The following is a 22463-nucleotide window of genomic DNA, read 5'->3' as shown; positions in this document are numbered from 1 at the left end:
GACGACTCCCGTACGCTCGCGGCAGCGCCAGGCGAGGGATCCGACGCAGCCGCAAATTCCGGATCGAAACCTAGCGCAGAGTTTTTCGCAAAACCCCTAATGTTCCACCGGGCCGCCCACGACCGGCCGCCATGGTAAAGGATTTACTCCCAAGCTGCGGCACGGCGGTCGCATCTGGAAGCGCCGCCCCTGCGGCCATGCTTCGAGACGCCCGCTTGGGCGGGCTCCTCAGGATGAGGACGGAGGGTGCGGCAATCGTTTCAGCGGGCACCAATGCCGCTTAGCCTCATGCTGAGGAGACCGCTGAAAGCAGCCGTCTCGAAGGACAAAGCGCGCTCTCAGACCGTCCCAAATCCGCCCGCGCCTACTCGCGCGCGCGGCGCAGGGCGTCTTCGAGCTTCCGCCTTTGCTTGTCCCAACGGGTCTGCTCGGCCTCGCTGCGTTCATCGAGCGCGGCCCGCTCGGCCTCGATCGCCTCGGTGCGCGCCACGTGCTTCCGCCTCGCCTCTTCCAGCGCGGCTTCGGCCGCGGCGACGGCCTTGTCCCGGCGCGCACGCGCCTTCGCGCGCGCCGCCTCCTCCTTGCGGCGCTCGGCCTCGCGCCGCCGCTCCTCCTTCTCGAACGCCGCAGCCGCCTTGCGCGCGGCCTGATCGTCGGCCTTGCGGGACGGCTTGTGTGCGGACTTGACGGGACGCTTCTTCGATTCCGCCTTGGGCCTGCGCTTGGGCCTGGGTTCGCCGTCGGCGAGAGCGCTCGGCAGCTGGGCGTCTTCGGTGAACGGATCGTCCGAGCCGACTGGGCGCCTGAGCACGACGCCGGGGCTTGCCATGGTCGCGGCGACGACATCGGGGTCGTCGGTCTCCTTTGCGACGCCCTGATGGAACAGATTGGACCTCGCGCCCCAGGCCTGAAGCGCCGCCTTCATCGAGGGTGCGGCGACCGCCTGGTCGTAGAAGCCGAGCGAGGTCTGGTATGTCTTCAGTTTTCTTTGCGGTTTTGTCTTCTTCTCTGGCATGTCGCTCCGCGGCCCCGGCGCAGCAACCAGCTCTCGTCGCACCGGCGCCACCCTGACATCATGCCCCTGTTTTGCCCGACGCGTCAAACGTTATTTCGGGATCGCCGAAGTCGCTCCGGGCTCGGTGCAACCGCATATGACGTCGGAGCTTTGGGCAGCCTGGCCCCCACGCCGTCATGGCCGGGGTCCCCGGCCATCCACGCCTTACCCGGCGGTGAAATCCCAATTGCTTTCTACTGTGCATGGGGTTGTTTTCGAACTTTTGCCGGATTGGCCTCGCCACGACGCTACGATCCCGCATCGAGCAGCGCGTCATAGCCCTTCGCGCTGAACGCCAAGAGACAAAACCCGTGCCCGAACGGATCGGCCAGCATCGCGATCCGCCCATACGGCGCATCGCGCGCCGGCACCTCGAGCACCGCGCCGGCGGCGAGCGCACGCGCAACAGCGGCATCGACATCGTCGACGACGACGTCGATATGCATGGGTGTCCAGTGCCGCTCATAGCGGCGGCGGTCGCCGCCCGCGCCAATCGTGCCGGCCTGCTTGGTGAGCAGATACACCGGCGCCGGCCAGCCGTTGAGCTCGACGAAGTCGGTGCCGAAGCGGCGGCCGACCGTCAGGCCGAAAGCGGCGGTGTAGAAGGTCGTGGCAGCGGCAACGTCGGGGACGTCGATGTTGAGGAGAATGCTCATGGGGGCAGCGTAGCCCGGATGGCGCAACACGCAATCCGGGATGGTGCCGCACCCGCTATTCGAAGCTTACGGGATCTCGTACACCGACACCCGCTCCGCAATCCCGCTCAGCGCGACGCTGCGGCGGATCGGGACAAGGCCGCCGGCCTCGAGCAGGCTGCGTGTCTCGGCATTCTCCACCACCTGCTCCGTCACCACGATCGAGCGCGAGGCGGCGAGGCCCTGGACGCGCGAGGCGATGTTGACGGTCTGACCGAAATAGTCCTGCTGGCCGTTGAGCGTGACCGCAAGGCACGATCCCTCGTGGATGCCCATCTTCAGCAACAGGCCTTGCTGCTGACGCTGGGCGCCGAGCTCGCTCATGGCCTCGCGCATGCGGATCGCGGCGGCGATCGCCCGGTCGGGCGTCTCGAACGTCGCCATCACGGCATCGCCGATGGTCTTGACCACGGCGCCGCGCTCGGCGGCGATGATCTCCTGGAGCAGGCGGAAATGCTCGTTGACGAGATCGAAGGCGACGAGGTCGCCGACATGCTCGTAGAGGCCGGTGGAGTCCTTGAGATCGGAGAACAGGAAGGTCAGGCTCAGGATCTTCAGGCGCTGGCCGATGGCGAGCGTGTCGGTGCGGTAGAGATCGCGGAAGGTCTGGTTGGTGAGCAGCCGCTTTGCGGTGAGGCTGGGCCTCCGCCGCGTCAGGACTGCATCGAGCCGCTCGTTCGCAACCCACACCGCCGGCAGCACGCGCGTATCGGTGCGGTTCTCCAGCGTCAGCCGCAGCGCGCCGGGGCGAAGCGTGACGGCGTCGACCGGCACGTCGGCCTTGTTGAAGAGCAGCACGAGGTTCTGGCGCTCGCTGGTCTCCTCGCCCTTGACCTCGATGAACTGCGCGGTGTGCGTCACCGGATCGAACAGGATCAGCATGCCCGCGGGAATCTGGAGCGACAGGATGGCCCGCTCGCCTGGCGGCAGGTCGACGGCTTCGAGCGTGAGCTCGCGCATGAGGGCGTCGACATCATTGGGCAGGACGATCGCCGAGCTCCAGAACACCTGGCGATAATATTCGGCGAGCGACAGCTGGTCGGCATTGTGGGCGGCGATCTTGCGCACGCGCGGGCTGACGGTGAAGGTCACCTCGACCAGATTGTCGAGCGTCGTCTCATAGCCCGCCGCGCAGAACGCGCAATGATACTGCGCGCTGTTGACCGTCTTCAGACTCTTGTTGGCGGAGAGCACGCCGGCGCAGCTCGGGCACATCACGCTCCAGGTCATCTCCAGGATGCCGAGCCCGACCGCGCGCAGCAGAGCGCCGATCACCAGCTCCTCGTCCAGGCTGGCCTCGCGGGCCAGATGCAGCGGGTTGATCTTGGAGAGCGCGTGGTCCGGCGCCTCCCGCACCGTGCGCTCGATGAGATCGGCGACGTTCTCGTCGACTGACTGGCGCAGCACACCGAACAGCGTTTCGATCTCGCTCATGCAATGATTTTACCTGAAAGGGGGCGGCGCGGAAATCCACGTTCCCCATAGCTATGCCGGCGATGGCGGGGCACAAGCAGTAGCAGGCAATTGCCGCCTCACGATGACGGGAGGTTGATCCCTCGATCAGCGCTGCCGCTGCGCCAGGTAAAATCCGCACAGCACCGTGCCAAGACCCGCCAGCTGCAACTGGTCGGGGCCTCGCCGAGCAGCAGCCAGCGGCAGCAGCGTCAAGGCCGGCACGATCGCCGTAGCACGCCTCAGAAAAACCCGGGACTGAGATCGAGCCGGCGCGCAAAAAAGATAGCCGGGACAAGCCCGGCCATGACGTCGCGGAAAGCTTTGGTACCAAGCTCTCGGCTCGGTGCGATCGATTCAGCGGACCGAGCCCGTTGTCACGGTTGCGGTCTTCACCTTGCGCGGGGTCAGGACGCTGACCTGGAGGGCCGTCACGCTGGTGGCGGGCGCTGCGATCTGCTGCTCGACATTCTTGGCGCCGAGCACGCGGACCTGCAGGGGCGAAGCCGGAATGCCATTGGCCTCGTAGGCCGGCAGCTCGCCGGCGAAGGCGGCAGTCGAGCCCACGATGGCGAGGGCGGCAACTGCGATCGACAGAGTCTTCTTGTTCATAGTGATGCTCCTGGAAAAGTGCGGAGCACATGTAAGCCGGATTTGCTGCATTGCGATATGCATTGCCGCAACGCAATATCGCGTACCGTGCATGGCGATATGCCTAACGCCCGCCGGTGGACGCGTTTTCCAACCGAAGACCTAACCACCCATCACGTTCCCCCAGCCGTCGAAGACATAGGCTTTCCAGGCCACGGTTCCATCGCTGCGCAACCGGCTGGCCCGCCGGTAATCGTCCGCCTGATCGGCGGTCCAGGTGATGATCGTGCCGGAGACACGATCGTGCAGGATGGCGGGCTCGGAGGGATCGAAGGCGTCCATGGGACGAAGCGAGGAATGCGTCATGCCCTGTCAACGCACCCACGTCAGCAAGGTTGCCGCAAAGCACCGGACAAAACGCCGCGCTGCTCCACGCCTCATTGCGAGCGCAGCGAAGCAACAGCGAGCCCGCGCAACGCGCTATTTCAAGGCCGTTGCCAGCGTCTGCAGCTTTGCGACAAGATTGGTGCCGAGTGCGTAAATCACTTCGATGATTGCGAGCGCGATGCCCGCCGCGATCAGGCCGTATTCGATTGCGGTGGCGCCGGACTCATCGGCGGCGAAAGCGGCCAGCATGGTGTTCAGTTTCACTATCGTGTCCTTCCCAACTCTACCGGACGTTGCCGGCGCGGGAGAAATGCACCTGATCAATCCAAGATCGAGTAAATTCGGCTCGCTCAATTTACCAACAAAAGAACCTTGAATTTGCGGGCGTTTTCCGCTGCTTGAGCCCGGGAATTGCGACGGAACTCGCGTTGCTCTTGCGCAACACCCAGGCGAAAAGCCCCATTTATGCCATTTGCGCCATTGCGTCGCCACATCGTCCCCCGAACAATCGACGCCGCTACATGCCTTTCCGTGCAAGACTGTTTGCATCAAGACTGTTCGGACAAGACGGGTTTTGAACAGAACCGTTTGGAGGCAGGGATCATGAATGATCGGCGGTCTCTTCTTGTGGCTGTCGCGTGCCCCTCGGCCGTTATGGCCGGCTGGCTGGCGCTCTCCCTCTCCGCCTACGCTCCGGCGCTCATCGAGAACAGCGGCGCCAATGCGGCCTCGGTGTCCCGCGCGAAAGATCTCCCCCGTCTCGAACTCGCCAATGTTCCGCGCGCCGCAACCATCGAGGATGGCATCGCGTTGACGGCCGACATCGCAGCGGCCGTTGCTGCGGCGCCAGCGATCGCTGAAGCAGCAGCGCCCGAGGATCCCGTCTCCACCATCAAGCTCGCTTCGGCCGATACGACAGTGATCTTGCCGGCGGAAGCCCCCCCAGCCCCGCAGCTTTCGCCTGAACCGGAGCCAGTTATGAGCGAGGCTCCGCCTGCACCGGCGCCCGAGCCCGTCAAGATTGCATCCGCCGATCCCACCGAGATCGTGACGACCGACGAACCGTCCCTCGCTTCCATCGCGGGCGGACCCGCCCCGGCCCCAAGCAAGGCATCGCCGCCGGCAGACACCGTCGCCGTCCTCGACGAATGCTTCGTCATCGATGCCTGCATCGACCGCTATCTCTGGACGCTCTACCAGCGTACGCCCAAGGAAGACTCCATCAGGGTGCAGGAGCGCCGCGCCGTCACCATCAAGCGCAGGGGCAAGACGGTCACGGTGATGCGCAGCTTCACCAAGCTGGTCGACGAGGATTTCGGCTGGAAGGATCCGAAGGCGGCCGAGCACGCCGGCATGTCGATGATGGACTATGTCATCGGCGGCATGGACAAGAGTTTCAAGCGAAAACTGTTCCGCACGCTGCTCGCCGCCGAAGCTGCCGGCCTCTCGCCCGGCATCACCAGCGCGTTCCGCGACGATTATCGCCAGTCGATCGCGAGCGGCCTGAAGGCCGCCTCCGACCGCTCCTATCACGGCGGCAGCACCCGCGGCGGCTACGGCCATGGCATGGCGGCCGACATCGTCAGCACCCAGGGCAATAACCGCGCACAGCGGTGGGTCTCGACCGAAATCCTGTGGAAGTGGGTCGATGCCAACGGCAAGGCGCTCGGCATCGGCCGACCCTATCTCGACCGCGATCCGCCGCATGTCGGCCCGATCGACGGTGCGGAATACATCTCGAAGCGCGGCGTTGCGAGCGACCGCAAGGAAGCCGCGAACACCAAGTCCAGGAAGGCGCGGGCTGTGGCCAGCGCCAAGCCGCCAAAGGCGCACGCCGCGCGTGAGCAGAGAAGCGCGGCCAAGCCGCAGAAGTCAGCGCAATCTGCCGGCAAGCGCGCGACCTGATTCGCTACGATTTAGGCTCCGTTACCGGCAGCGGCACGAGGCGCATCTCGGCGGTGCCGGCTTGCTGCGTGCGCACCAGCACCGCAAAGATGGTGTGGACGGCGAGCCGCACCGCTGCGTCCATTGCCAGGCCCTTGGCCAGATGCGCCGCGATCAGGCCTGCGAGCAGATCGCCAGTGCCATAGGGCCGGATCGGCAGACGCGGCGTTGCAAAGCGCGACAATTGACCATGCGCGCAGAGGATCGTCTCCACCTGTCCGGCCGGCGTATCAGTGAGCGTGCAGCCGGTGGCGACCAAATCGGTGCGGCTGGTCCCCGCGAGCGCCGAACACGCCGCACGCAGGCCTTGCGCATCCGCAATCGCGACGCCCGACAGCAGCTCGAGCTCGAACTGGTTCGGCGTCGTGATCTTCGCGGCCGGCAGCAGACGGTGCCGCACCACGTCCAGAATGCCTTCGGCGACATAGACGCGGCCATCGTCGCCGACCACGGGATCGCAGAGATAGATCAGCTTCGAATTGCGCGTGAGCGCCCGCTCGACGAAATCGGCGATCACAGCGGCGTTGCCGACCGAGCCGAGATAGCCGGTCACGAGCACGGCCGCTTCCTCGACGAGACCGCGCTCCTCGACACCCCTCAGCAGATCGGCGACGAGCTCGGTTTCCAGCACGCGACCGCGCAGGGTTGGATAGCGCGGATGGTTCGACAGCAGCGTCGTCGGCACCGCCGCGACGTTTACGCCCTCCGCCTGCATGGCATAGGCCGCCGCGCTGTTGCCGACGTGGCCGTGAACCACCTGGCTTTGAATGGAGATGACGAGCATGCGGAGGTCCGTAGGATCAAAAGCTGGATGTGGCAAGCTAAGGGATCTCATACCCGAGCCCCGGCCGCAGCGCTCGCATCTTTCGCGCCAGCCGCCGATGCCCACTCTCTTCCGAACGCGCCAACTGGTTTGCCACCGCGACATGGTCCGCATCGGGCTTGTGCTGGTTGAGCTTGGCCTGTCCCTCGATCTGGTCCACCACGAGATCGACGACCCGGATTGCAGCCAGCATGCTCTCGCGCTTGCCGCCCTCCATCTCTGCGAGGTCCCAAGGCTGTTTCGGAAGCCGCGCTTCCGCCACCGCCAGCAACGCATCGCCATGTCCGCGGTTCTCATCCAGCCCGCGCAGATGCGCCACGACCGATAGGTGCACGGCCTCGTAGAGCCAGGTCGAGACGTTGTCGCGTGAGAAATACCAGTCGTTCGAAATGTAGGCATCATCGCCGGCAACGATCAGCAGGAAGCGCCTGTTGCCGTCCGCCAGCGACACAAGCGGATTCTTTGCCGTGAAATGAACCTGCACGATCGCGCGTCCGTCGCGCTGATGCAGCACGAACGGCACATGCGAGGCGCGCGGGCCGCGCTCATCCGCCGCCACGATCACGCCGAAGCCGCGCCCTGCGGCAAATCCCAGGGCGCGCTGCTCCTCGATGCGGAATTGGGGACGGAGAACATGCATGGCGGACTCGCACTGGACGAAGGACGGTGCGAGGCTAACCCATCATGCTCCGGATTCCGAAACAATATCGGCGCGCAAATGCGGATGTCAGGAATGATCCCGGCCTCGCGCGAGCTCCGCGAGATAGGCGCAGAACATGTCGGCCAGCCCGTCGGCATGATGTGCGATCTCAGCCTCGCTACGCGACGTCTCCGAGAACCGCTTGCCGACCTCGCTCAATGTCGTCGTGATCAGCTCGCCGGCGAGCTCGCGCGTCGCATCCGAGACCTTGGGCAGCGCCTCCCGCATGAAGGCCGCGACGACGCCCTCGCCCCCGGCCCGCGCCTCCTGCGCCTCGGGCGCGTCGCGATAGAGCGGCGCCGCGTCGCTGAGCGCCGTGCGAATCGCAGCCTCCTCGCACTCGGAGCGGATGAAGGCATGGACCAGCGCGCGCAACCGCGCCAGGGGCGGCCTCGCCCGGTCTTCGAGAATGCCGCGCAGCATCTCGCTTGTGCGCCGCCACTCATCGCTCTGGAGGCGGAACAGGATCGCGGCCTTGTTCGGAAAATATTGGTAGAGCGACCCGACACTCACCCCGGCCCGCTCCGCTACCCGCGCCGTTGTGAAACGCTGCGCCCCTTCCCTTGCCAGGACCTGAACAGCTGCATCCAGAATGGCCGCAACCAGCTCGGTGGAGCGGACCTGCTGCGGCTGTTTTCGTGAGGAAACTGAACGGCTTCGACGATCGGCCATGGCACACCCCGGCAATGCGAATAGGAAATGCGACGAATTAGTCGTATTCCAGGCTCCGCGCAAGCACGCGCTTTCCCGCCGATCCCGGAGATCCTCGAATGACCACCCCGACCATCACATCGCTTGCGCCGCTGCTGAACCGCCTGTTCCTCGAGGCCGAAGCCGCAAGCGATGCAACGCAAGCCGCTGTCGCCGACCTGTCCGATGCCGACCGGGCGCGGATGATGCGGAGCAAGACCGATTACGCCGAGCTCTATGGCCGCCTGAAGGACGCACCGCTTGCGGTGTCGCGCGAGACGGGCATGCTGCTCTACATGCTGACGCGCAGCTCCCGCGCCAGGGCGATCGTCGAGTTCGGCACCTCGTTCGGACTCTCGACCCTGCACCTTGCCGCAGGCTTGCGCGACAATGGCGGCGGCCGCCTCATCACCAGCGAGTTCGAGCCATCCAAGGCCGCGCGGGCGCGGGAGAACCTGTCGGCCGGCGGCCTGATCGATCTCGTCGAAATCCGCGAGGGCGATGCGCTGAAGACGCTTCGCACGGATCTGCCCGAGACGATTGATCTCGTGCTGCTCGACGGCGCCAAAGCGCTCTACCCGGATATCCTGGATCTGGTCGAAAGCCATCTCAGGCCGGGCGCGATCGTTGTCGCCGACAATGCCGACTTCAGCCCCGACTACCTCGCGCGCGTGCGCAGGCCCGGCAGCGGCTACATGTCCACGGGCTTTGCCGACGACGTCGAGCTCTCCGTGCGAATCAACTAACGCGAGCCGGAGCCGCTACGATCATTCAAGGCAGCCGCACGATCGTCGTGCGGCGGCTTTGCGCCGTATTCCCCCTGTCGCAGGCGCGTCACTCACTCGTGATAGCTCGTCCAGCCAAAAGCCACGTTGCGCGTCCTAAACATACCTACCGCGCGGTATCTTTCGAGCGAAAAACACCTGATTGACCATGACCTCAGCCGTCAATGCCTACGCAGCGCTTGCCCTCGCCATCGTGTTCGAGGTCACGGCGTCCGCGTTCCTCCAGCAATCCGCACAGTTCACGCGGCCGTGGCCGACGCTGGCCATGGTGCTGTTCTACGTCGCCTCGTTCTACGCGCTGTCGGTGGCGATCCGGGTCATTCCGCTGAGCATCGCGTATGCGATCTGGGGCGGCGTCGGCATCATCCTGACCGCGACCCTCTCCTTCGTGCTGTTCCGGCAGATGCTCGACGCCGCGGCCTTCGTCGGCATCGCGCTGATCGTATCGGGGGTCGTGGTCATCAACCTGTTCTCGGAGACCACGGTGCATTGATGGCGGACAGCGCCTACACCCGCGCCAAGCAGCCCGAGCAAGTGCGGCGCGCCCTGCTCGACTGCGCCGCGGCGATCGCCATGGATCATGGCGTGTCGGGGGTCACGGTGCAGGCGGTCGCGGCAGCGGCCGGCGTCACCAAGGGCGGACTGTTTCATCATTTCGGTAGCAAGCAGGCGCTGATCGAGGGCCTGTTCGCCGATCTTCTCGCCCGTGTCGATGCCGAGATCGACGCCGCTATCGACGCCGATCCCAAGCCGCGCGGCAGCTTTACGCGCGCCTATGTCAATGCGGTATTCACCGGCCAGGCGTTCGGATTCGCAACGCCCTGGGCGGCGCTGAGCATGGTGGCCGTCACCGATCCGTCATTGCGCCGGCTCTGGAACGACTGGATGAAGGCGCGCCTGAAACGTCATCGCGCGACTGACGCAACGCCCGGGCTCCATGTCGTCCGCCTCGCCGCCGACGGCGCCTGGCTGTCCTATGTCACGACGGGACAAACGCGGATGAACGCCGAGCTGCGCGCCGTCCACGATCGCCTGATCGCGCAGACCTACCGGCGCGGCTAAGGGCTCTGCACCGGCTTGGGTGGATGCGACGCGGCCCGGGAGGCTTTTGCGCGAGGCTTGCCCGCGGCGCTTGGCGGCGGTTCATCGACGGACTGCAAATAGGCAGCGAGCGCCTTGGCGGAGTCCGGGCCGGTTGCGTAATGGTCCTTCAGGAACCAGGCGAGAGTCACGCTGAAACGCCCCTTGGCCAATCCCCGCGGGCTGCGGTGACAGGTCGCGCAGCCGTCCGCGAACAGTTTTGCAGGTGGTTTGCCGGCGTCGAGATTTTGTGCGGACGCGATCGTTGCCGTCAGCGCGGTAGCGGCTGCGAGAGTCATCAAAGGCGCGATAACCTCGCGCCCTGGTCGAAATAGCGTCGTCAAATCCAGTCGCCCCCTAGCCCCGTCGGCAGTCACGCCACCAACAACTGATCGAATTCGGGCGGAGTGTACGACTTGCCGTCCTGGTCGGTGATGACAACCTGCCATCCCTCGCTCGCCCATACCTTCGCCTTCGCCACGATCAGCAACCGGCTTTCGCGGGCAAAACTGCACTTCTCGTTGTCGCGTTCTGCGACCATTTTATAGGCCAATGCGCATCCCCTTGCGTTGCCCTGCCACCCCTCTCCCTCGTGGCAGCGGGCTTTGGCGGCAATTCGCCGGGAGCATGGCAATTTGATGCCATCCACGGCAGCATTGTGCCTCGATCCTGCCTGAACGAAGAAGGGATCATGTCACGCGTCAAGAACGCGATTCTGCTTGTCGTGCGCTTGCTTGTCGTAAGCCTGCTTGGCACGCCCTGCCCGGCTCTGTGCCGGTGGAGGCGCAAACCTACGATCCGCGCCAGCCAGTCTGCATCGAGGTCTATACCCTCGACGGCAGTTCCATCGCTTGCAGTTTCATGGCGATGGCAGAATGCGCGGCGACTGCATCCGGGCAGTCCGCCCAGTGCTTTGCCAATCCCTATGCTGTGCAAAATCGCCACCGGGCCCGGGCCCATCGCCGCCGCGACGGAACCGCTAAGCGCCTGCATCCGCTCAGTGCACGCGGATCACGTGAGGGCGGCCGAGATCGATCAGCCCTTGCACCGCCGAGAGGCGATCGTCCAAGGCTGCGATGGTGAGCAGCAGATTGTTGCGGCGTTCGTCGAGCATACCCATCTCGGCGCCGGTGAGCTTTGAGTTCGCCCGCTCTTTGTGGATCCCGTCGAGAGATTTGCGCAGTCCGGCGATCAAGCTGGCCAGCTGCTTGGCCTCCTTGGTCATCGAACGCTTCGCGACATTTTGGCGGCGCGTTTCCGCCTGGCTCTGTCTCATCGTCATCCTCCCGTGCCCCGCTGCCCCGAGTGGATGCCGACATCTTTGGGCAGACATCTTACGATCGATGAAATCTGCCCGCGAAGAACTTTCTTAAATTGTACGCGCAGGGAACTCGCGGTGGTCCAAACGGAAAGCCCGGCACGGAGACCGGGCTTTCGTCGCAACACTAAATTAATGCTTCTGATGACCGCCGCCGGGGCCGCCGGCCGGCGCACCACCGCCATGCGGAGCAGGAGCATTGATGTGCGCGGCACCGCCGCCGCCGGCATGCGACATCGTAGGCGCCGTCGCGCGCGGCGCCGGCATCTGCGCGTGAGCGTTCATCGGCGCACCATGGCTCACGTTCGGCTGTGCCACATGCGGCATCGCCGGCCGGGCCGACGGCGCCGCTGACACGCGCGGCGCTTCATGCGCACGTGACATCGGCTGCACATGCACGGCAGCGCGGCCCGCCGCTTGCTCATGCATCATACGCGCCTGCGCATCGCGCGGATTGCGGCTCGGCGTGTTGATCTGCTCATGCGCGAAGCGCTCGCTTCGCACCGTGCGGGTCCGGTCCGCCGTCACCGCGATGTCGCGTCTGCCGATCGCAGCGTCGTGGCGTGCGGTCGCGGCGTCGCGTCCGGAGACGACGGTGTCACTCCTGACGTTAGCCCTGCCGTGCACACCCTCGCGTCCCAATGCGACCGCCGCGTCGCGCGTCGCCGCACGGCCGATGCGGGCCGCACGCGGATCGATCGTCATCCGTGTCGCGAGACGCTGGTGCGAGGTCCAGTAATTATTCCAGTAGGCGTGGCGCCGATACCACGGCCGGCCCTCGTAGTAGTTCGACCAATACGAGGTCAGCACGAAGGGGACGACGGGGACGTCGATCTCGTCGGCGTAGTCAGGGAGATAGACGTAGTGGTTACGGTAGAGATATTCGAGATATTGCGACGACACCCAGCCGCGATCATCCGAGAAGCTCACGTCGCACCAGGCATTGCCGCGCAGGCAGCCATGGATGTTGACGCGGGCGCCCTCAGGGATGCGATCGACCAGGGGAAAGCCCGAACCCGGACCGGCGCGCAGCCCGGTCGAGACGGTGACGATGCCCGGCGCGGCCAGCGCGGCCGTCGGGGCGAGCAGCAATGCTGCAACCAAAAAGCTTTTGAGTCTCATGGCATGTTCCTCCTCTCAGGGCCGAACGCACCATTGAACCGAGCGTTCCGCGTGCAGCCGTCGCATCCGTCGAAAGATTGAGATGCACGCCGTACGCGGTTCAATATTCATTCGTCGTTCATCGGCGCAGCGCGCTGGGAGCGCTGTATGCCCTCAGCTCGCTTGCAGCATGAAGCCGTCGAAGTACGACGCAAGCGCAGCAAAATCATCGATCGGCAGCACGGTCGCGACATACTGGTCCGGCCGCACCACGACCATGCAGCCGGCCTTCCGGTCGATGCCGCGCATGGCGAACACATCGTGGCCGCTCTTGGAGTCGGCACAGAACATCTTCTCATAGTCGATGAGACCATAGCGGCCCTTGCGCGGGAGCAGCAGTGGCGGCATCGCCTCAATCGCCAGATCGCGATGATCCTGCTGGAAGACTGCACGCAGATCGATCACGCTGTCGATGTCGGCGCCAGCGGGCGTATAGCGCCGCACCGGCGATTTTTTCGCGCTGGTGAGGAAATTGCACAGCGCGCGAATGGCCGAACCCGCGGCCGCGGGATCTTCCGCAGGAGAAAACGCGTAGATCCGGAACCGGCCGTCCGCCTGCGCGGCATGGCCGAGATGCACCGGCTTGGCATCGCCGAGCCGGATCACCGGCGCAGAGTGAAAACGCTTGCCGATGACGAGGCCTCTAGCGAGGTGCTGATGTGAGGTCGCTGCGGTGAGGATCGATGGTCCATAATGCGTTGCCGTGCCCGCGGTGTAGCGGCCGTGCCTGACAAAATAGTCCTGCGTCTTGGCGGCATCGGCGCCGCCGGCCTTGGCAGCGGACGCCAAAATTCCTGCCCACTCACGGTCGAAATCGATCAGCTCCTTCGCCACCGCCTGGCGCTCGGCCGAATAGGAATGCAGCAGGTGTGGTGCGCACTGCTTGCGCAGCACCGCGGCAAGCTTCCAGCCGAGATTGAAGGCGTCCTGCATCGAGACGTTCATGCCCTGACCCGCTTTCGGGCTGTGGGTATGGCAGGCATCCCCGGCGATGAAGATGCGCGGCAGGCGCGTCGCGATCTCGGCCTCCGGCACGTCGTCGAACTTGTCGGTCAGGCGCTGGCCGATCTCATAGACCGACCACCAGGCGATCTCCTTCACTTCGAGCGTATGGGGTTTGAGGATCCGCTGCGCTTTCGCGATCACGTCCTCGGCGGTGATGTTGCGGTTGGCGACGCGCTCGCCGATTTCGAGCTTGGCGAGCTCGACATAGAGGCGCGCCATGTAGCCGCCCTCGCGCGGAATGATCAGCAGGCTACCGTCCTTCGCCGACTGGATCAGCGCCTTGAAGCGGATGTCCGGAAAATCGGTCACCGCCAGCACGTCCATCACGCCCCAAGCGTGGTTGGCGGAATCGCCATGCAGCTCGCGGCCGATCGACTTGCGCACCGTGCTGCGCGCGCCGTCGCAGCCGACGACGTAGCGCGCCTTGATGGTCTCGACCTTACCCTCGCTTCCGGCATCGACGCGTTCGAGACGCACGGTCACGGCATGATCGGCGGGACCCGCGGCCGGATCGACCGCAAGATCGAGCAGGCGGCGGCTGTAATGCGGCTCGAGCTTGGCCGGCGATTTGCGCATGACGTCGAGAAAGCCGTCATGGATGCGCGCCTGGTTCAGGATGACGTGGGGGAATTCCGACAGGCCGTCCTCGACGTCCTGTACCCGGCCGCTGCGCACGATCTTTTCCGGCGTCCGCTCATCGGGCTTCCAGAACGTGGTCTCGTTGACCCAATACGCCTCCTTCAGCACGCGCTCGCTGAAGCCATATGCGTGGAACATCTCCATGGTGCGGCAGGCAATGCCGTCGGCCTGCCCGACCAGCAGCCGGCCCGGCTTCTGCTCGACGATGCAGGTCTTGACGTCAGGGAATTGCGCGAGCTGGGCGGCGAGCGTCAGGCCCGCAGGGCCGCAGCCGACGATGAGGACATCGACCTCGGCGGGCACCGCGCCGGCAGCGCCCGAAGCCTGCACGCGTTCGGCGGGATCGGCGATCTCGGGATCGCCCGGCTGAAATCCATTGAGATGGAATTGCATGAGCACCTCTCCCGGCAATGTTCTGTTTGGGTATTGCTCAGTATGCTGACTATCAGTATACTTGTCAACGCGCCATCGCTCTGCGTGCGAAAGGAGAATTCGGTGAAAGACCACAACGACATGCCCGGACATCTGGCGCGCCGATTCCAGCAGATCGCGGTGGCGGTATTTCTGGCCGAAGTCGGCGATGCCGGCTTCGACCTCACGCCGGTGCAATACGCCGCGCTCGCGACCATCAAGGCCAATCCAGGGCTCGATCAGGTGACGCTTGCCGGCCTGATCGCCTATGACCGCACCACCATCACCGGCGTGATCGACCGCCTCGTCCAGAAAGGCCTCGCCGAGCGCCGCGCGAGCCCTCGCGACCGCCGTGCCCGCGAGCTCGAGATCACCGACGAGGGCCGGCGCACGCTGCGCAGGATCACGCCGGCGGTGGAGTCGGCCCAGCGCACCATGCTGCGCGGCCTTACCGCCAAAGAAGGCGACGAGTTGGTGCGACTGCTGCGCAAGGCCATTGCCGCCGGCAATGAGCTCAGCCGCGCCCCGCTGCGCGAGGTCTAAAGTGTTTTCGCGCGAAGTGGGTGCCGGGTCGCGTCAAGAAAACGCGTCAAACAAAAAAGGCACAAGCCGGTATTGCTGTCTGCAATCGTCGCAGGCCTGCGAAACCTGGAACTAACCTTCGGCTGCTACCGTCGGCAACATTCGGCGCTTAACGCGCGATTAACTTTGCCGCTCGGGAGCTTGGAATGCGCAGATTGGTGATTTTTGCCGCGGCGGTCGCGCTCTCGACCGCTCCTGCGCTCGCGAACGGCCATGGCGGCGATGCCCCTCCTCTGCCGAAGCCCGAGGCGACCAGCGCACCAGCGAAGGTGGTCCTGACCAAGCAGGGTCCCAAGCTCGTCGATCTCAAGGGCATGACGCTCTACTATTACGAGCGGGACACCACAGGAAAGACCTCGAATTGCAACGGCAAGTGCACCGAAAGTTGGGTGCCGCTGGCAGCAACCGCCGATGCCAAAGCGGTCGGCGACTTCACCGTGATCAGCCGCAACGACGGCAGCAAGATGTGGGCCTACCGCTATCGCCCGCTCTATACGTCACCCGCCGACAAGGCGCCTGGCGATGCCAACGGCAACGCCACGACGTTGCAATGGCGCATCGCACGACCCGACGAATAAAGGGCGCCGGCAGATGGCTTAACGCCCCGACGTTCTGACGGTTTTCGCGTGCACACTGGAATCGACCGAGGCGTAATTCACCTCCGCATTCCAATGCATCGCCACAAAGAGCGCCATGCCGGCCACGAGCGATCCGTAAAAGCCGAGTGTCACGATCCGCCACCTGCGGACGACACGGCGATCAGTCTCATTCAATGAATGAAAGAATTTCTGCATGATGCCTCCAATGGCAACGAGCCATGGAGGCATAGCGCAACCGCAGCAAAACGGCTGTGAGGTATTTCACTCTTGACGACGCACCGATCGCGCGCGCCTTCACGCCTGAGTGAGCGCTGTGGCCGCTACGCTTCGGACCCAGTCCCGCGCCTCACCCGCGCCAGCCGGACCCGGCCTCGACTCGCGCATTCTGCCCGGGCGGCAGCACCACCACGGTCGAGTTGAGCTTCACGCGGTCGTAGAGGTCGATGACGTCCTCGTTGCGCATCCGGATGCAGCCGGACGAGATCGCCTGCCCGATATATTCGGGCTGGTTGGTGCCGTGGATGCGGTAGAGCGTGTCCTTGTTGCCGACATAAAGATAGATGCCGCGGGCGCCCAGCGGATTGGCGGGACCGCCGGGAACGCGCGCCGGATACGGCCCGAGCCGCGCCTGGATCTCTGCGGTCGGGACCCAGTCCGGCCATTCCGCGAGACGCCCGACACGCGCGACGCCGGAGAAGGCCATCGCCTCCTCTCCGACCGCGACGCCGTAGCGGATCGCCTTGCCCCCGGGCAGCACGTAATAGAGATAGCGCGCGTCGGTATCGACCAGGATCGTGCCCGGCTGCTCCTTGCGCGGATAATCGACGATGTGACGGAGATATTGCTCAGGCACGCTGGCCTGCGCGTAGGGCGTATGTGCGAGCAACTGCCGGTCGCGCGGCGTCATGCTCGCATCCGTCGACGGCGAGAGCGTTGCCTGCATGCAGCCGCCAAGCGGCAGCAAGGCAACGACGAACAGAGTGATCAGAGATTTTGGCACCACCGGCCCCCCGATAGCGCCCCCAGCCGTACGTACTAGATGCTGCCCAAATCGTGCTGAAAACAAGGCAGGCCGGAACAATTGCGCGTGTTCGATCGGGCGGGTTCCATCACCACAAACGGCGGAAGAGCGCCGCATCATCTCCACCACCCCGCCTTGCTTTGGTCAAACCCGACTGGACTCGTGCGTCATGGGACTTGGGAATGGGCTCACCTCAACGAATCGGCTCGCGCCAATGCGGACCAAGAGCGCTTCAAAGGAGCTGCGATGCTCGCGACGCTGAACAGCAAGCAAATCGTCGATGAGATCGTGAAGGACACGATCAAGGACAACGATCCGCACGACGCGGTTCAGATCTCTCCGGATATGGTGCGGGCTTCGCGGCCCATCAGCGTTTCTCCGACGCTGGCGCCCGAGATCACGCTCCGTCCGGAGCCGAAGTTCGCACCGGAGCCCAAAATCAGCATCGTCTACGGCGCGCCAGCTGCCGCTCCGTCGGTCGACACCGCGGTACGCGTCGAGGCTGGCGATGGTCATGGCCGGCAGAAGCGATCCGCGGTCGGCAGATGGCTGCGCGGCGCATTCGTCGCGTGTCTGTTTGCCGGCGGCAGCGCGGCGGCTGCGATCGCCTGGGAGCAGCACGGCGACACCGCGAGGCAGATACTTGCGCAATGGACACCGGCACTCGCGCGATGGACACCCGCATTGGCCTCGCTGCTGCCTGCGACTTCGCAGACGGCGCCGGTCGCCGCTGCGCAGGCCGCCCCGCCAGCGACAGCTGAGGCTCCGCCGGCGGCGACCGATCAGATCGCCGATCAACCGGCCTCGCCGCCTCCACCTCAGCCTGCCGCCGCCACCGCAGCAGCGCAGCCCGATGCCACACAATCGATGGAGTCGATGACGCGCGACATCGCCGCGATGGCGCAGCAGATCGAGCAGCTCAAGACGACCGTCGCCGAGCTGAAGTCCGGCCAGGAGCAGCTGGCCCGCGAGATGACCAAGCCGCCCGCGCCGAAGCCCGTGGCCGAGGTCAAGCCGGTCGACCCGCGCGCACGCCTGTCTGCCATTCCGCCACGACCTGCACCGCCGCCGGTTCGCAAACCGAAGCCGGCCGTGTCGCACACCTACATGCCGGCCTACTCGCCCGCACCGCCACCGCCACCGCCGTCACAGGCGGCCGCAGCCCCGCCGCCGGCCCCACCTGTAACGACGACGCAGGCAGTTGCGGATGACGACGGACCTGTCGTGCGTCCGCCGATGCCGGTGCACTAAAGCATGATCCGGAAAGCGCGAAGCGGTTTCCCGAAAAGATAAAGATCATGGGCAAACAACAACCTAAAGCGCGATGAGGATTCAACCCAATCTCATCGCGCTTTAGACGCGCGCCAGCATCGCTGCACGCTGTCCGAGTCGAGCTGATGCGTTGAGTCCGGGTGATTACGGGAAGTGATGCTGACTCGTCATGGCCAAGGAAGCTTTCGTGAAGCAAATTTGCGCGACGAAAGCCTCAAGAGAAAAGGCCGTCGGGATCTATGCCGCCGGCCTTCTCTTGCAGCTGCCGGTTCCCGGAGCCCGGTTCTGCTGCAATTTCATGCCTCATGATCGCGTGGACATGCTTAATAAAATCTTAACGCCGCCGTTCATTGCTCATCATTTCTGCGCCTTAGGCACAGAGATTATGCGGCTTGTTCATCCGATAAATAACGACTCAGTGGTACGATCCAGCATGTTTTGAAGACTTGCTTCGAAGTCTTCGTTTGGGAATTTGGGTCGTCACACCGGAGAGTTCGGATGCCATACTACTCCTTCGATCTCGTGGTTGGTGAAGAGTTCAAGAACCAGGGCGGAATCATCCTCGAAGACATCGAGGTCGCTTCGGATCGCGCCGTTCAGCTCGCATGCGAGCTGTCGCAGGTGAAACCGGAGCTGCAGCAGAAGGGTTGCGCGGTGCGCGTTACCGATCGCGATCACAATGAGGTCTATCGCACCCCGCTCGATCCCGTGCCGGCCTGGCAGCGCTAATCTTCCAGCTCCGGCGCTTCGAACCAGTTCGTCAGCGATAGTCCGCCGTCGACGACGAACGCTGCGCCGGTGACGTAAGCTGACAGCTTGTTCGAGAGCACCGTGAGCGCCATCGGCGCGAGGTCGTTTGCTTCGCCGAGGCGTCCGAGCGGAATGTGCTTCGCCAGCGAGGCATCGGCGACGAACCCGCCGGCCGCGATCGCACCGGGCACCAGCGCGTTGACGCGGATGTTGTGACGGCCAAAGGTCTTCGCGAGCTCCTTCACCAGCATCGCCATCCCCGCCTTCGCCGTCGAATAATGCGGCAGGTTGCGCGGCGTGCCCGCATGCAGCGAGGTGAGGAACAGGAAGGAGCCGGGCCGCCTCAACGCGATCAGCCGTGTTGCGATCCCGCGCGCCAGATGAAAGCCGGCATCGAGATTGACGGCGTGCATCTCCTGCCACGTCCTGCGGTCGACCGCGAGCGCGTGATCGGCCTCGCGCCGCGGCGGCGAGGCGCTGTGGACGAAATGCGTGACGTCGCCCAGCACGGCATGGGCCGAGGCCAGCAGCTCGTCGCAAGCCTCGAGCTGCGCGAGATCGCCGACCCAGGGCACCGCCAGCTCAGGCGTTTTGCTAGCGCCGATCGCGGCGCTCACCCGCTCCGCGCTCACATCCGCGAACATGGTCCGGATGCCCTCGCCAACCAGGCCCAGCGCGATCGCCCGGCCGATGCCGTTGCCGGCGCCGGTGACGAGCGCGGTGTCGTGGGCGGGATCGAACGGCGTGCTGAACAGGCTCATGTCGCTCTCCGTGGCCGGGGGTACCGGCTCTGATAGCGCACCGCATCGAGGCGCCACAATTACATCCCGGCACCATTGCGGAGCGGCGCGCCGGACGCTAGCCTTTCCAAAAATCGAGGAGGTAGCCCAAGAATGCGCACCGGTTTTCTGATCGCAGGCCTGTTGTTGATCGCTGCGCCGGCCCAGGCGGGCGATGCGCCAGTCCGTTCGACCTATGTGACGATGGTCTTGCAGGCCTTCGCCGCCAAGGTCGAATGCCCGGGCACCGATCTCGTCTATCAGGACCTGCTGCAGAAGGCGCAGCAGATGCACCTGCCCGACGGCACCACCGAGAAGGTGCGCAAGGCGATCGCCTGGATGCACACCGGCGGCAAGATGGGCGAGAAGCAGGACGACGATCTGATGGCCGAGGTCGCGGTGGCGACGCAGGCCACCGACATGGATCAGCGCCGCCTCGGCATGCCCGGCTGGTGCGAGGCGCAGAAGACCAATCTCGCCGGCCTGATCCGCAGCAAGGGCGGCTAGCGCGGCTCCGCCCGGCTTTGCCGGTGAACCTCGGCGCGCCCTCCGAGTCCAATGCTTCGAGCTGAGGACAAGGCGGGAGGGGCCATGCCAACCCATATGCCTTGGACGCGCCGGATCGCGGCCGTTGCGGTGATCGTCGCCGCCAATTTGGCGCTGCCTGCCTGAAAGCCAAGACCATTGAGGACAATTACGAGTTCTCGGTGCAGCTGGGCGTGATCGGCTGGCTGCGCGCCTGCGCCCGGCGCAACGCGATTCCCATCGAACCCGCCGAGCAATGAAGCGGCGTTAAGCATCGCGCGGCGGAACTGCCGCGCTGGCAAATATTCGTCACAATCGTCAGGAGCATGCGGCCTGCTTTGAACAGGAGAACCCTCATGCGGATTGCCTATCTTGTTTTCGCCGGAGCTCTCGTGGCCGGCTCCGTGCTGACTGCCCCGGCGCTGGCGAAGAATTCCGACGCCCAGAAAGGCGAGGACAAATCGGCCTCGTCGTCATCGTGCAGCGCCTATCAGCAGGCGCCGGATGGATCGTGGGAGCAGCTGCCCTGCAAGGAGACCGGCGAACGCGCCCAGCCGCAGACGCAACACAAGTCCGGCGCGCAACGCGCCGATCAGCGCGAGCGCTGAGCCACCCGGACGCCCGGAACTGGCAAGCCGCGTCCTCGATATGGTCAAGGACGGAACGTGCGGAGCTGATCAGCCTTGGGTGGGCCCGCGCATGATCTTCATGGCGCCCTCGATGTGACGCCATTCCTTGGCCTCTTCGGCCTCGCCGCGGCTCTCGCAGGCCTGGGCCTGTTCGGCGGCTTTCGCAATCGCAGCGAAACCATGTCGTTCCAGCATCTGCCGCGCGACGGTGTGGACCTGGACCTCGGACATCATGGGCGCTTCTCCCGCTTGCAGAAGCCACGGGACATCACTCGGCTGTCCCGCACGCTTATGACAACGATCAGGCCCGGCCCGCGTTCCGCACGGGTCCACACCCGCGCAAGAACAAAGGCGGCCCACCAATGCCCGGCGGACCGCCTTTTCACCCACCCCAAGAAACCTACCCCAAGAAACCCACGCCAAGAAACCTATACCAAGAAACCTACACCAAGATTGGCAGCTTTCGGTCAGGTCCCCTACCCGACCGCGACCCTCTTGCGCTCGATATCGTTGGGCACCTCGATATCGACCTCCAGGGTCGACACCTCGTCGCCGCGCTCGAGCCGGACGATGACCTTGGTCGGATCCAGCGTGACATGTCTGGAGACGACGGCGAGGATTTCCTCACGCAGCACGCCGAGCAGATCGGGCTGGCCGCGCAACCCGCGTTCATGTGCAAGCAGGATCTGCAACCGTTCGCGGGCGACGGGTGCGGAGGCTTTGTTGCCGCGGAGAAGTCGAAGCAGACCCATGCTCATGCAGCCCTCCGTCGCAGCAGACGATCCATCAGACCCCTGCGCTCGGCGGGAACATGCATCGCCACGCTCTCACCGCAGAGGCGCTTGGCCGCGTCCATATACGCCCGCGCCGGCGCTCCATCCGCGTTCGAGAGCGTCACCGGTGTGCCGACGTTGGAGGCCTTCAACACGTCCTGGCTCTCAGGGATGATGCCGAGCAAGGGCGTTGCGAGGATTTCCAGGATGTCGTCGATGGTCAGCATCTCGCCGCGCGCGGCACGCGAGGGATCGTAGCGCGTGATGAGAATGTGCTTCTCGACGCGCTCGCCCTTCTCGGCCCGTACGGTCTTGGAATCGAGCATGCCGATGATGCGGTCGGAATCGCGCACCGAGGAGACTTCCGGATTGGTCACGATCACGGCCTCGTCGGCAAAGCGCATCGCCATGGAAGCGCCCCGCTCGATACCGGCCGGACTGTCGCAGATCACCCAGTCGAAGCGGCTGCGCAGGTCGGCGATAACCTTGCCGACGCCCTCCTCCGTCAGCGCGTCCTTGTCGCGCGTTTGCGAGGCGGGTAGCAGCCAGAGGTTCTCAAGCCGCTTGTCCTTGATCAGCGCCTGCGGGAGTTTCGCGACACCCTGGACCACGTTGATGAGGTCGAACACCACGCGGCGTTCGGCGCCCATCACGAGGTCGAGGTTTCGCAAGCCCACGTCGAAATCGACGACGACGACCTTGTCGCCGCGTTGCGCCAATGCAGCGCCTAGTGCTGCGGTCGTCGTGGTCTTGCCGACGCCGCCCTTGCCTGATGTCACGACCAGTACCTTGGCCATC

General features: G+C 65.0%; 33 protein-coding genes. 13 read left to right on the top strand and 20 right to left on the bottom strand.

Annotated elements, in window-relative coordinates; genetic code table 11:
• Nucleotides 1–364 precede the first annotated feature (364 nt).
• The 6 genes from AC5V87_RS19580 to AC5V87_RS19555 all read right to left on the bottom strand — a co-directional run bounded on the left by AC5V87_RS19580 (nucleotide 365) and on the right by AC5V87_RS19555 (nucleotide 4443).
• Nucleotides 365–1015, bottom strand: a complete 651-nt coding sequence (locus tag AC5V87_RS19580; RefSeq protein ID WP_495367503.1) for a cell envelope biogenesis protein TolA — start codon at nucleotides 1013–1015, stop codon at nucleotides 365–367.
• A gap of 287 nt (nucleotides 1016–1302) precedes the next feature.
• Nucleotides 1303–1710, bottom strand: coding sequence for a VOC family protein (locus AC5V87_RS19575; protein ID WP_495367502.1), 408 nt, complete (start codon nucleotides 1708–1710; stop codon nucleotides 1303–1305).
• Nucleotides 1711–1776: 66 nt separating this feature from the next.
• Entirely contained in the window at nucleotides 1777–3183 is a 1407-nt protein-coding gene (locus tag AC5V87_RS19570) for an adenylate/guanylate cyclase domain-containing protein (RefSeq protein WP_495367501.1), read from the bottom strand.
• Nucleotides 3184–3558: 375 nt separating this feature from the next.
• Nucleotides 3559–3813 (bottom strand): hypothetical protein, encoded by a 255-nt coding sequence (locus AC5V87_RS19565; protein ID WP_456838695.1) that lies wholly within the window; start codon nucleotides 3811–3813, stop codon nucleotides 3559–3561.
• 141 nt (nucleotides 3814–3954) lie between these two features.
• On the bottom strand, nucleotides 3955–4158 hold the full coding sequence (locus AC5V87_RS19560) for a hypothetical protein (protein WP_456838696.1): 204 nt from the start codon (nucleotides 4156–4158) through the stop codon (nucleotides 3955–3957).
• Between the two features lie 114 nt (nucleotides 4159–4272).
• Entirely contained in the window at nucleotides 4273–4443 is a 171-nt protein-coding gene (locus tag AC5V87_RS19555; protein ID WP_456838697.1) for a Flp family type IVb pilin, read from the bottom strand.
• A 339-nt stretch (nucleotides 4444–4782) separates the two neighbouring features.
• Here AC5V87_RS19555 and AC5V87_RS19550 point away from each other — a divergent pair, with 339 nt between their 5' ends.
• Nucleotides 4783–6084 carry a hypothetical protein gene (locus AC5V87_RS19550; protein WP_495367500.1) on the top strand — a complete coding sequence of 434 codons (1302 nt, stop codon included), beginning with the start codon at nucleotides 4783–4785 and terminating at the stop codon, nucleotides 6082–6084.
• 4 nt (nucleotides 6085–6088) lie between these two features.
• On the opposite strand, the gene pdxY is transcribed toward AC5V87_RS19550, so the two are convergent.
• The 3 genes from pdxY to AC5V87_RS19535 all read right to left on the bottom strand — a co-directional run bounded on the left by pdxY (nucleotide 6089) and on the right by AC5V87_RS19535 (nucleotide 8318).
• Entirely contained in the window at nucleotides 6089–6907 is an 819-nt protein-coding gene (gene pdxY / locus AC5V87_RS19545) for a pyridoxal kinase (protein WP_495367499.1), read from the bottom strand.
• A gap of 37 nt (nucleotides 6908–6944) precedes the next feature.
• Nucleotides 6945–7586, bottom strand: a complete 642-nt coding sequence (locus AC5V87_RS19540) for an FMN-binding negative transcriptional regulator (RefSeq protein WP_495367498.1) — start codon at nucleotides 7584–7586, stop codon at nucleotides 6945–6947.
• A gap of 87 nt (nucleotides 7587–7673) precedes the next feature.
• Nucleotides 7674–8318 carry a TetR/AcrR family transcriptional regulator gene (locus AC5V87_RS19535; protein ID WP_456838701.1) on the bottom strand — a complete coding sequence of 215 codons (645 nt, stop codon included), beginning with the start codon at nucleotides 8316–8318 and terminating at the stop codon, nucleotides 7674–7676.
• A gap of 98 nt (nucleotides 8319–8416) precedes the next feature.
• On the opposite strand from AC5V87_RS19535, the gene AC5V87_RS19530 reads away from it, so the two are divergent.
• From AC5V87_RS19530 to AC5V87_RS19520, 3 genes are all read left to right on the top strand, one after another.
• The gene (locus tag AC5V87_RS19530; RefSeq protein WP_495367497.1) at nucleotides 8417–9082 is read left to right on the top strand and encodes an O-methyltransferase; all 666 of its coding nucleotides are present in this window, start codon (nucleotides 8417–8419) and stop codon (nucleotides 9080–9082) included.
• Between the two features lie 187 nt (nucleotides 9083–9269).
• Nucleotides 9270–9614 (top strand): DMT family transporter, encoded by a 345-nt coding sequence (locus AC5V87_RS19525; protein WP_456838703.1) that lies wholly within the window; start codon nucleotides 9270–9272, stop codon nucleotides 9612–9614.
• On the top strand, nucleotides 9614–10183 hold the full coding sequence (locus AC5V87_RS19520) for a TetR/AcrR family transcriptional regulator (RefSeq protein ID WP_456838704.1): 570 nt from the start codon (nucleotides 9614–9616) through the stop codon (nucleotides 10181–10183). The genes AC5V87_RS19525 and AC5V87_RS19520 overlap by 1 nt, the downstream gene beginning before the upstream one ends.
• Here AC5V87_RS19520 and AC5V87_RS19515 read toward each other — a convergent pair.
• Both AC5V87_RS19515 and AC5V87_RS19510 read right to left on the bottom strand, forming a co-directional pair.
• On the bottom strand, nucleotides 10180–10500 hold the full coding sequence (locus tag AC5V87_RS19515) for a hypothetical protein (protein ID WP_495367496.1): 321 nt from the start codon (nucleotides 10498–10500) through the stop codon (nucleotides 10180–10182). The two genes, AC5V87_RS19520 and AC5V87_RS19515, sit on opposite strands and share 4 nt — an antisense overlap.
• A gap of 74 nt (nucleotides 10501–10574) precedes the next feature.
• Nucleotides 10575–10754 (bottom strand): hypothetical protein, encoded by a 180-nt coding sequence (locus tag AC5V87_RS19510; RefSeq protein ID WP_456843577.1) that lies wholly within the window; start codon nucleotides 10752–10754, stop codon nucleotides 10575–10577.
• A 218-nt stretch (nucleotides 10755–10972) separates the two neighbouring features.
• Here AC5V87_RS19510 and AC5V87_RS19505 point away from each other — a divergent pair, with 218 nt between their 5' ends.
• Nucleotides 10973–11284, top strand: coding sequence for a DUF3551 domain-containing protein (locus tag AC5V87_RS19505; protein ID WP_495367495.1), 312 nt, complete (start codon nucleotides 10973–10975; stop codon nucleotides 11282–11284).
• Here AC5V87_RS19505 and AC5V87_RS19500 read toward each other — a convergent pair.
• The 3 genes from AC5V87_RS19500 to AC5V87_RS19490 form a co-directional block, all read right to left on the bottom strand.
• Nucleotides 11199–11477: a hypothetical protein gene (locus AC5V87_RS19500; RefSeq protein ID WP_456838707.1), complete on the bottom strand. Its 279-nt coding sequence runs from the start codon at nucleotides 11475–11477 to the stop codon at nucleotides 11199–11201. The genes AC5V87_RS19505 and AC5V87_RS19500 overlap by 86 nt on opposite strands.
• Before the next feature lie 174 nt (nucleotides 11478–11651).
• Entirely contained in the window at nucleotides 11652–12641 is a 990-nt protein-coding gene (locus tag AC5V87_RS19495) for an SH3 domain-containing protein (protein ID WP_495367494.1), read from the bottom strand.
• Between the two features lie 153 nt (nucleotides 12642–12794).
• Nucleotides 12795–14717: an FAD-binding monooxygenase gene (locus AC5V87_RS19490; RefSeq protein ID WP_495367493.1), complete on the bottom strand. Its 1923-nt coding sequence runs from the start codon at nucleotides 14715–14717 to the stop codon at nucleotides 12795–12797.
• A gap of 102 nt (nucleotides 14718–14819) precedes the next feature.
• Between AC5V87_RS19490 and AC5V87_RS19485 the strand changes: the two genes are divergently transcribed.
• Nucleotides 14820–15278 (top strand): MarR family winged helix-turn-helix transcriptional regulator, encoded by a 459-nt coding sequence (locus AC5V87_RS19485; RefSeq protein WP_456838710.1) that lies wholly within the window; start codon nucleotides 14820–14822, stop codon nucleotides 15276–15278.
• Between the two features lie 185 nt (nucleotides 15279–15463).
• Nucleotides 15464–15895: a COG4315 family predicted lipoprotein gene (locus AC5V87_RS19480; protein WP_495367492.1), complete on the top strand. Its 432-nt coding sequence runs from the start codon at nucleotides 15464–15466 to the stop codon at nucleotides 15893–15895.
• A gap of 18 nt (nucleotides 15896–15913) precedes the next feature.
• Here AC5V87_RS19480 and AC5V87_RS19475 read toward each other — a convergent pair whose 3' ends face one another.
• Nucleotides 15914–16111: a hypothetical protein gene (locus tag AC5V87_RS19475; RefSeq protein ID WP_495367491.1), complete on the bottom strand. Its 198-nt coding sequence runs from the start codon at nucleotides 16109–16111 to the stop codon at nucleotides 15914–15916.
• Nucleotides 16112–16262: 151 nt separating this feature from the next.
• Nucleotides 16263–16859, bottom strand: coding sequence for a L,D-transpeptidase (locus AC5V87_RS19470; RefSeq protein WP_456843346.1), 597 nt, complete (start codon nucleotides 16857–16859; stop codon nucleotides 16263–16265).
• 324 nt (nucleotides 16860–17183) lie between these two features.
• On the opposite strand from AC5V87_RS19470, the gene AC5V87_RS19465 reads away from it, so the two are divergent.
• The 3 genes from AC5V87_RS19465 (at nucleotide 17184) to AC5V87_RS19455 (ending at nucleotide 18938) form a co-directional block, all read left to right on the top strand.
• Nucleotides 17184–18188: a hypothetical protein gene (locus AC5V87_RS19465; RefSeq protein ID WP_495367490.1), complete on the top strand. Its 1005-nt coding sequence runs from the start codon at nucleotides 17184–17186 to the stop codon at nucleotides 18186–18188.
• Nucleotides 18189–18378: 190 nt separating this feature from the next.
• Nucleotides 18379–18651: a hypothetical protein gene (locus tag AC5V87_RS19460; RefSeq protein ID WP_495367489.1), complete on the top strand. Its 273-nt coding sequence runs from the start codon at nucleotides 18379–18381 to the stop codon at nucleotides 18649–18651.
• Between the two features lie 56 nt (nucleotides 18652–18707).
• A complete protein-coding gene (locus tag AC5V87_RS19455) occupies nucleotides 18708–18938 on the top strand; it encodes a DUF6894 family protein (protein ID WP_235546697.1) in 231 nt (76 codons plus the stop codon).
• Here AC5V87_RS19455 and AC5V87_RS19450 read toward each other — a convergent pair.
• A complete protein-coding gene (locus AC5V87_RS19450) occupies nucleotides 18935–19720 on the bottom strand; it encodes an SDR family NAD(P)-dependent oxidoreductase (protein WP_495367488.1) in 786 nt (261 codons plus the stop codon). The two genes, AC5V87_RS19455 and AC5V87_RS19450, sit on opposite strands and share 4 nt — an antisense overlap.
• Nucleotides 19721–19852: 132 nt before the next feature.
• Between AC5V87_RS19450 and AC5V87_RS19445 the strand changes: the two genes are divergently transcribed.
• The 3 genes from AC5V87_RS19445 (at nucleotide 19853) to AC5V87_RS19435 (ending at nucleotide 20871) form a co-directional block, all read left to right on the top strand.
• Nucleotides 19853–20245 carry a hypothetical protein gene (locus AC5V87_RS19445; RefSeq protein ID WP_456838716.1) on the top strand — a complete coding sequence of 131 codons (393 nt, stop codon included), beginning with the start codon at nucleotides 19853–19855 and terminating at the stop codon, nucleotides 20243–20245.
• A gap of 101 nt (nucleotides 20246–20346) precedes the next feature.
• Entirely contained in the window at nucleotides 20347–20523 is a 177-nt protein-coding gene (locus tag AC5V87_RS19440; protein ID WP_495367487.1) for a hypothetical protein, read from the top strand.
• Between the two features lie 96 nt (nucleotides 20524–20619).
• A complete protein-coding gene (locus tag AC5V87_RS19435) occupies nucleotides 20620–20871 on the top strand; it encodes a hypothetical protein (RefSeq protein ID WP_495367486.1) in 252 nt (83 codons plus the stop codon).
• A gap of 69 nt (nucleotides 20872–20940) precedes the next feature.
• Here the strand turns inward: AC5V87_RS19435 and AC5V87_RS19430 are convergent, their stop codons facing one another.
• The 3 genes from AC5V87_RS19430 to minD form a co-directional block, all read right to left on the bottom strand.
• Nucleotides 20941–21126: a hypothetical protein gene (locus AC5V87_RS19430; RefSeq protein ID WP_456838719.1), complete on the bottom strand. Its 186-nt coding sequence runs from the start codon at nucleotides 21124–21126 to the stop codon at nucleotides 20941–20943.
• Nucleotides 21127–21368: 242 nt separating this feature from the next.
• A complete protein-coding gene (gene minE, locus AC5V87_RS19425; RefSeq protein ID WP_456838720.1) occupies nucleotides 21369–21650 on the bottom strand; it encodes a cell division topological specificity factor MinE in 282 nt (93 codons plus the stop codon).
• Nucleotides 21647–22462 (bottom strand): septum site-determining protein MinD, encoded by an 816-nt coding sequence (gene minD, locus AC5V87_RS19420; RefSeq protein WP_456838721.1) that lies wholly within the window; start codon nucleotides 22460–22462, stop codon nucleotides 21647–21649. The genes minE and minD overlap by 4 nt, the downstream gene beginning before the upstream one ends.
• Nucleotide 22463 lies beyond the last annotated feature (1 nt).

The organism is Bradyrhizobium sp. SOJA106, from assembly GCF_059448745.1.
Note: the sequence above shows the minus strand (reverse complement) of the source record. Positions and strands in the feature narration are given on the sequence as shown.

Bases quoted from the DNA above. Each gene is read 5' to 3' on its own strand.
- AC5V87_RS19525 (WP_456838703.1), top strand. From the start codon at position 9,270: ATGACCTCAGCCGTCAATGCCTACGCAGCGCTTGCCCTCGCCATCGTG.
- AC5V87_RS19480 (WP_495367492.1), top strand. From the start codon at position 15,464: ATGCGCAGATTGGTGATTTTTGCCGCGGCGGTCGCGCTCTCGACCGCT.
- AC5V87_RS19455 (WP_235546697.1), top strand. From the start codon at position 18,708: ATGCCATACTACTCCTTCGATCTCGTGGTTGGTGAAGAGTTCAAGAAC.
- AC5V87_RS19500 (WP_456838707.1), bottom strand. From the start codon at position 11,477: ATGAGACAGAGCCAGGCGGAAACGCGCCGCCAAAATGTCGCGAAGCGT.
- AC5V87_RS19540 (WP_495367498.1), bottom strand. From the start codon at position 7,586: ATGCATGTTCTCCGTCCCCAATTCCGCATCGAGGAGCAGCGCGCCCTG.
- AC5V87_RS19470 (WP_456843346.1), bottom strand. From the start codon at position 16,859: ATGCAGGCAACGCTCTCGCCGTCGACGGATGCGAGCATGACGCCGCGC.
- AC5V87_RS19435 (WP_495367486.1), top strand. From the start codon at position 20,620: ATGCGGATTGCCTATCTTGTTTTCGCCGGAGCTCTCGTGGCCGGCTCC.
- AC5V87_RS19450 (WP_495367488.1), bottom strand. From the start codon at position 19,720: ATGAGCCTGTTCAGCACGCCGTTCGATCCCGCCCACGACACCGCGCTC.
- AC5V87_RS19530 (WP_495367497.1), top strand. From the start codon at position 8,417: ATGACCACCCCGACCATCACATCGCTTGCGCCGCTGCTGAACCGCCTG.
- AC5V87_RS19515 (WP_495367496.1), bottom strand. From the start codon at position 10,500: ATGACTCTCGCAGCCGCTACCGCGCTGACGGCAACGATCGCGTCCGCA.
- AC5V87_RS19575 (WP_495367502.1), bottom strand. From the start codon at position 1,710: ATGAGCATTCTCCTCAACATCGACGTCCCCGACGTTGCCGCTGCCACG.
- AC5V87_RS19495 (WP_495367494.1), bottom strand. From the start codon at position 12,641: ATGAGACTCAAAAGCTTTTTGGTTGCAGCATTGCTGCTCGCCCCGACG.
- AC5V87_RS19430 (WP_456838719.1), bottom strand. From the start codon at position 21,126: ATGATGTCCGAGGTCCAGGTCCACACCGTCGCGCGGCAGATGCTGGAA.
- AC5V87_RS19460 (WP_495367489.1), top strand. From the start codon at position 18,379: ATGGCCAAGGAAGCTTTCGTGAAGCAAATTTGCGCGACGAAAGCCTCA.
- AC5V87_RS19490 (WP_495367493.1), bottom strand. From the start codon at position 14,717: ATGCAATTCCATCTCAATGGATTTCAGCCGGGCGATCCCGAGATCGCC.
- AC5V87_RS19560 (WP_456838696.1), bottom strand. From the start codon at position 4,158: ATGACGCATTCCTCGCTTCGTCCCATGGACGCCTTCGATCCCTCCGAG.
- pdxY (WP_495367499.1), bottom strand. From the start codon at position 6,907: ATGCTCGTCATCTCCATTCAAAGCCAGGTGGTTCACGGCCACGTCGGC.
- AC5V87_RS19535 (WP_456838701.1), bottom strand. From the start codon at position 8,318: ATGGCCGATCGTCGAAGCCGTTCAGTTTCCTCACGAAAACAGCCGCAG.
- AC5V87_RS19520 (WP_456838704.1), top strand. From the start codon at position 9,614: ATGGCGGACAGCGCCTACACCCGCGCCAAGCAGCCCGAGCAAGTGCGG.
- AC5V87_RS19465 (WP_495367490.1), top strand. From the start codon at position 17,184: ATGCTCGCGACGCTGAACAGCAAGCAAATCGTCGATGAGATCGTGAAG.
- AC5V87_RS19475 (WP_495367491.1), bottom strand. From the start codon at position 16,111: ATGCAGAAATTCTTTCATTCATTGAATGAGACTGATCGCCGTGTCGTC.
- AC5V87_RS19580 (WP_495367503.1), bottom strand. From the start codon at position 1,015: ATGCCAGAGAAGAAGACAAAACCGCAAAGAAAACTGAAGACATACCAG.
- minE (WP_456838720.1), bottom strand. From the start codon at position 21,650: ATGAGCATGGGTCTGCTTCGACTTCTCCGCGGCAACAAAGCCTCCGCA.
- minD (WP_456838721.1), bottom strand. From the start codon at position 22,462: ATGGCCAAGGTACTGGTCGTGACATCAGGCAAGGGCGGCGTCGGCAAG.
- AC5V87_RS19570 (WP_495367501.1), bottom strand. From the start codon at position 3,183: ATGAGCGAGATCGAAACGCTGTTCGGTGTGCTGCGCCAGTCAGTCGAC.
- AC5V87_RS19550 (WP_495367500.1), top strand. From the start codon at position 4,783: ATGAATGATCGGCGGTCTCTTCTTGTGGCTGTCGCGTGCCCCTCGGCC.
- AC5V87_RS19445 (WP_456838716.1), top strand. From the start codon at position 19,853: ATGCGCACCGGTTTTCTGATCGCAGGCCTGTTGTTGATCGCTGCGCCG.
- AC5V87_RS19565 (WP_456838695.1), bottom strand. From the start codon at position 3,813: ATGAACAAGAAGACTCTGTCGATCGCAGTTGCCGCCCTCGCCATCGTG.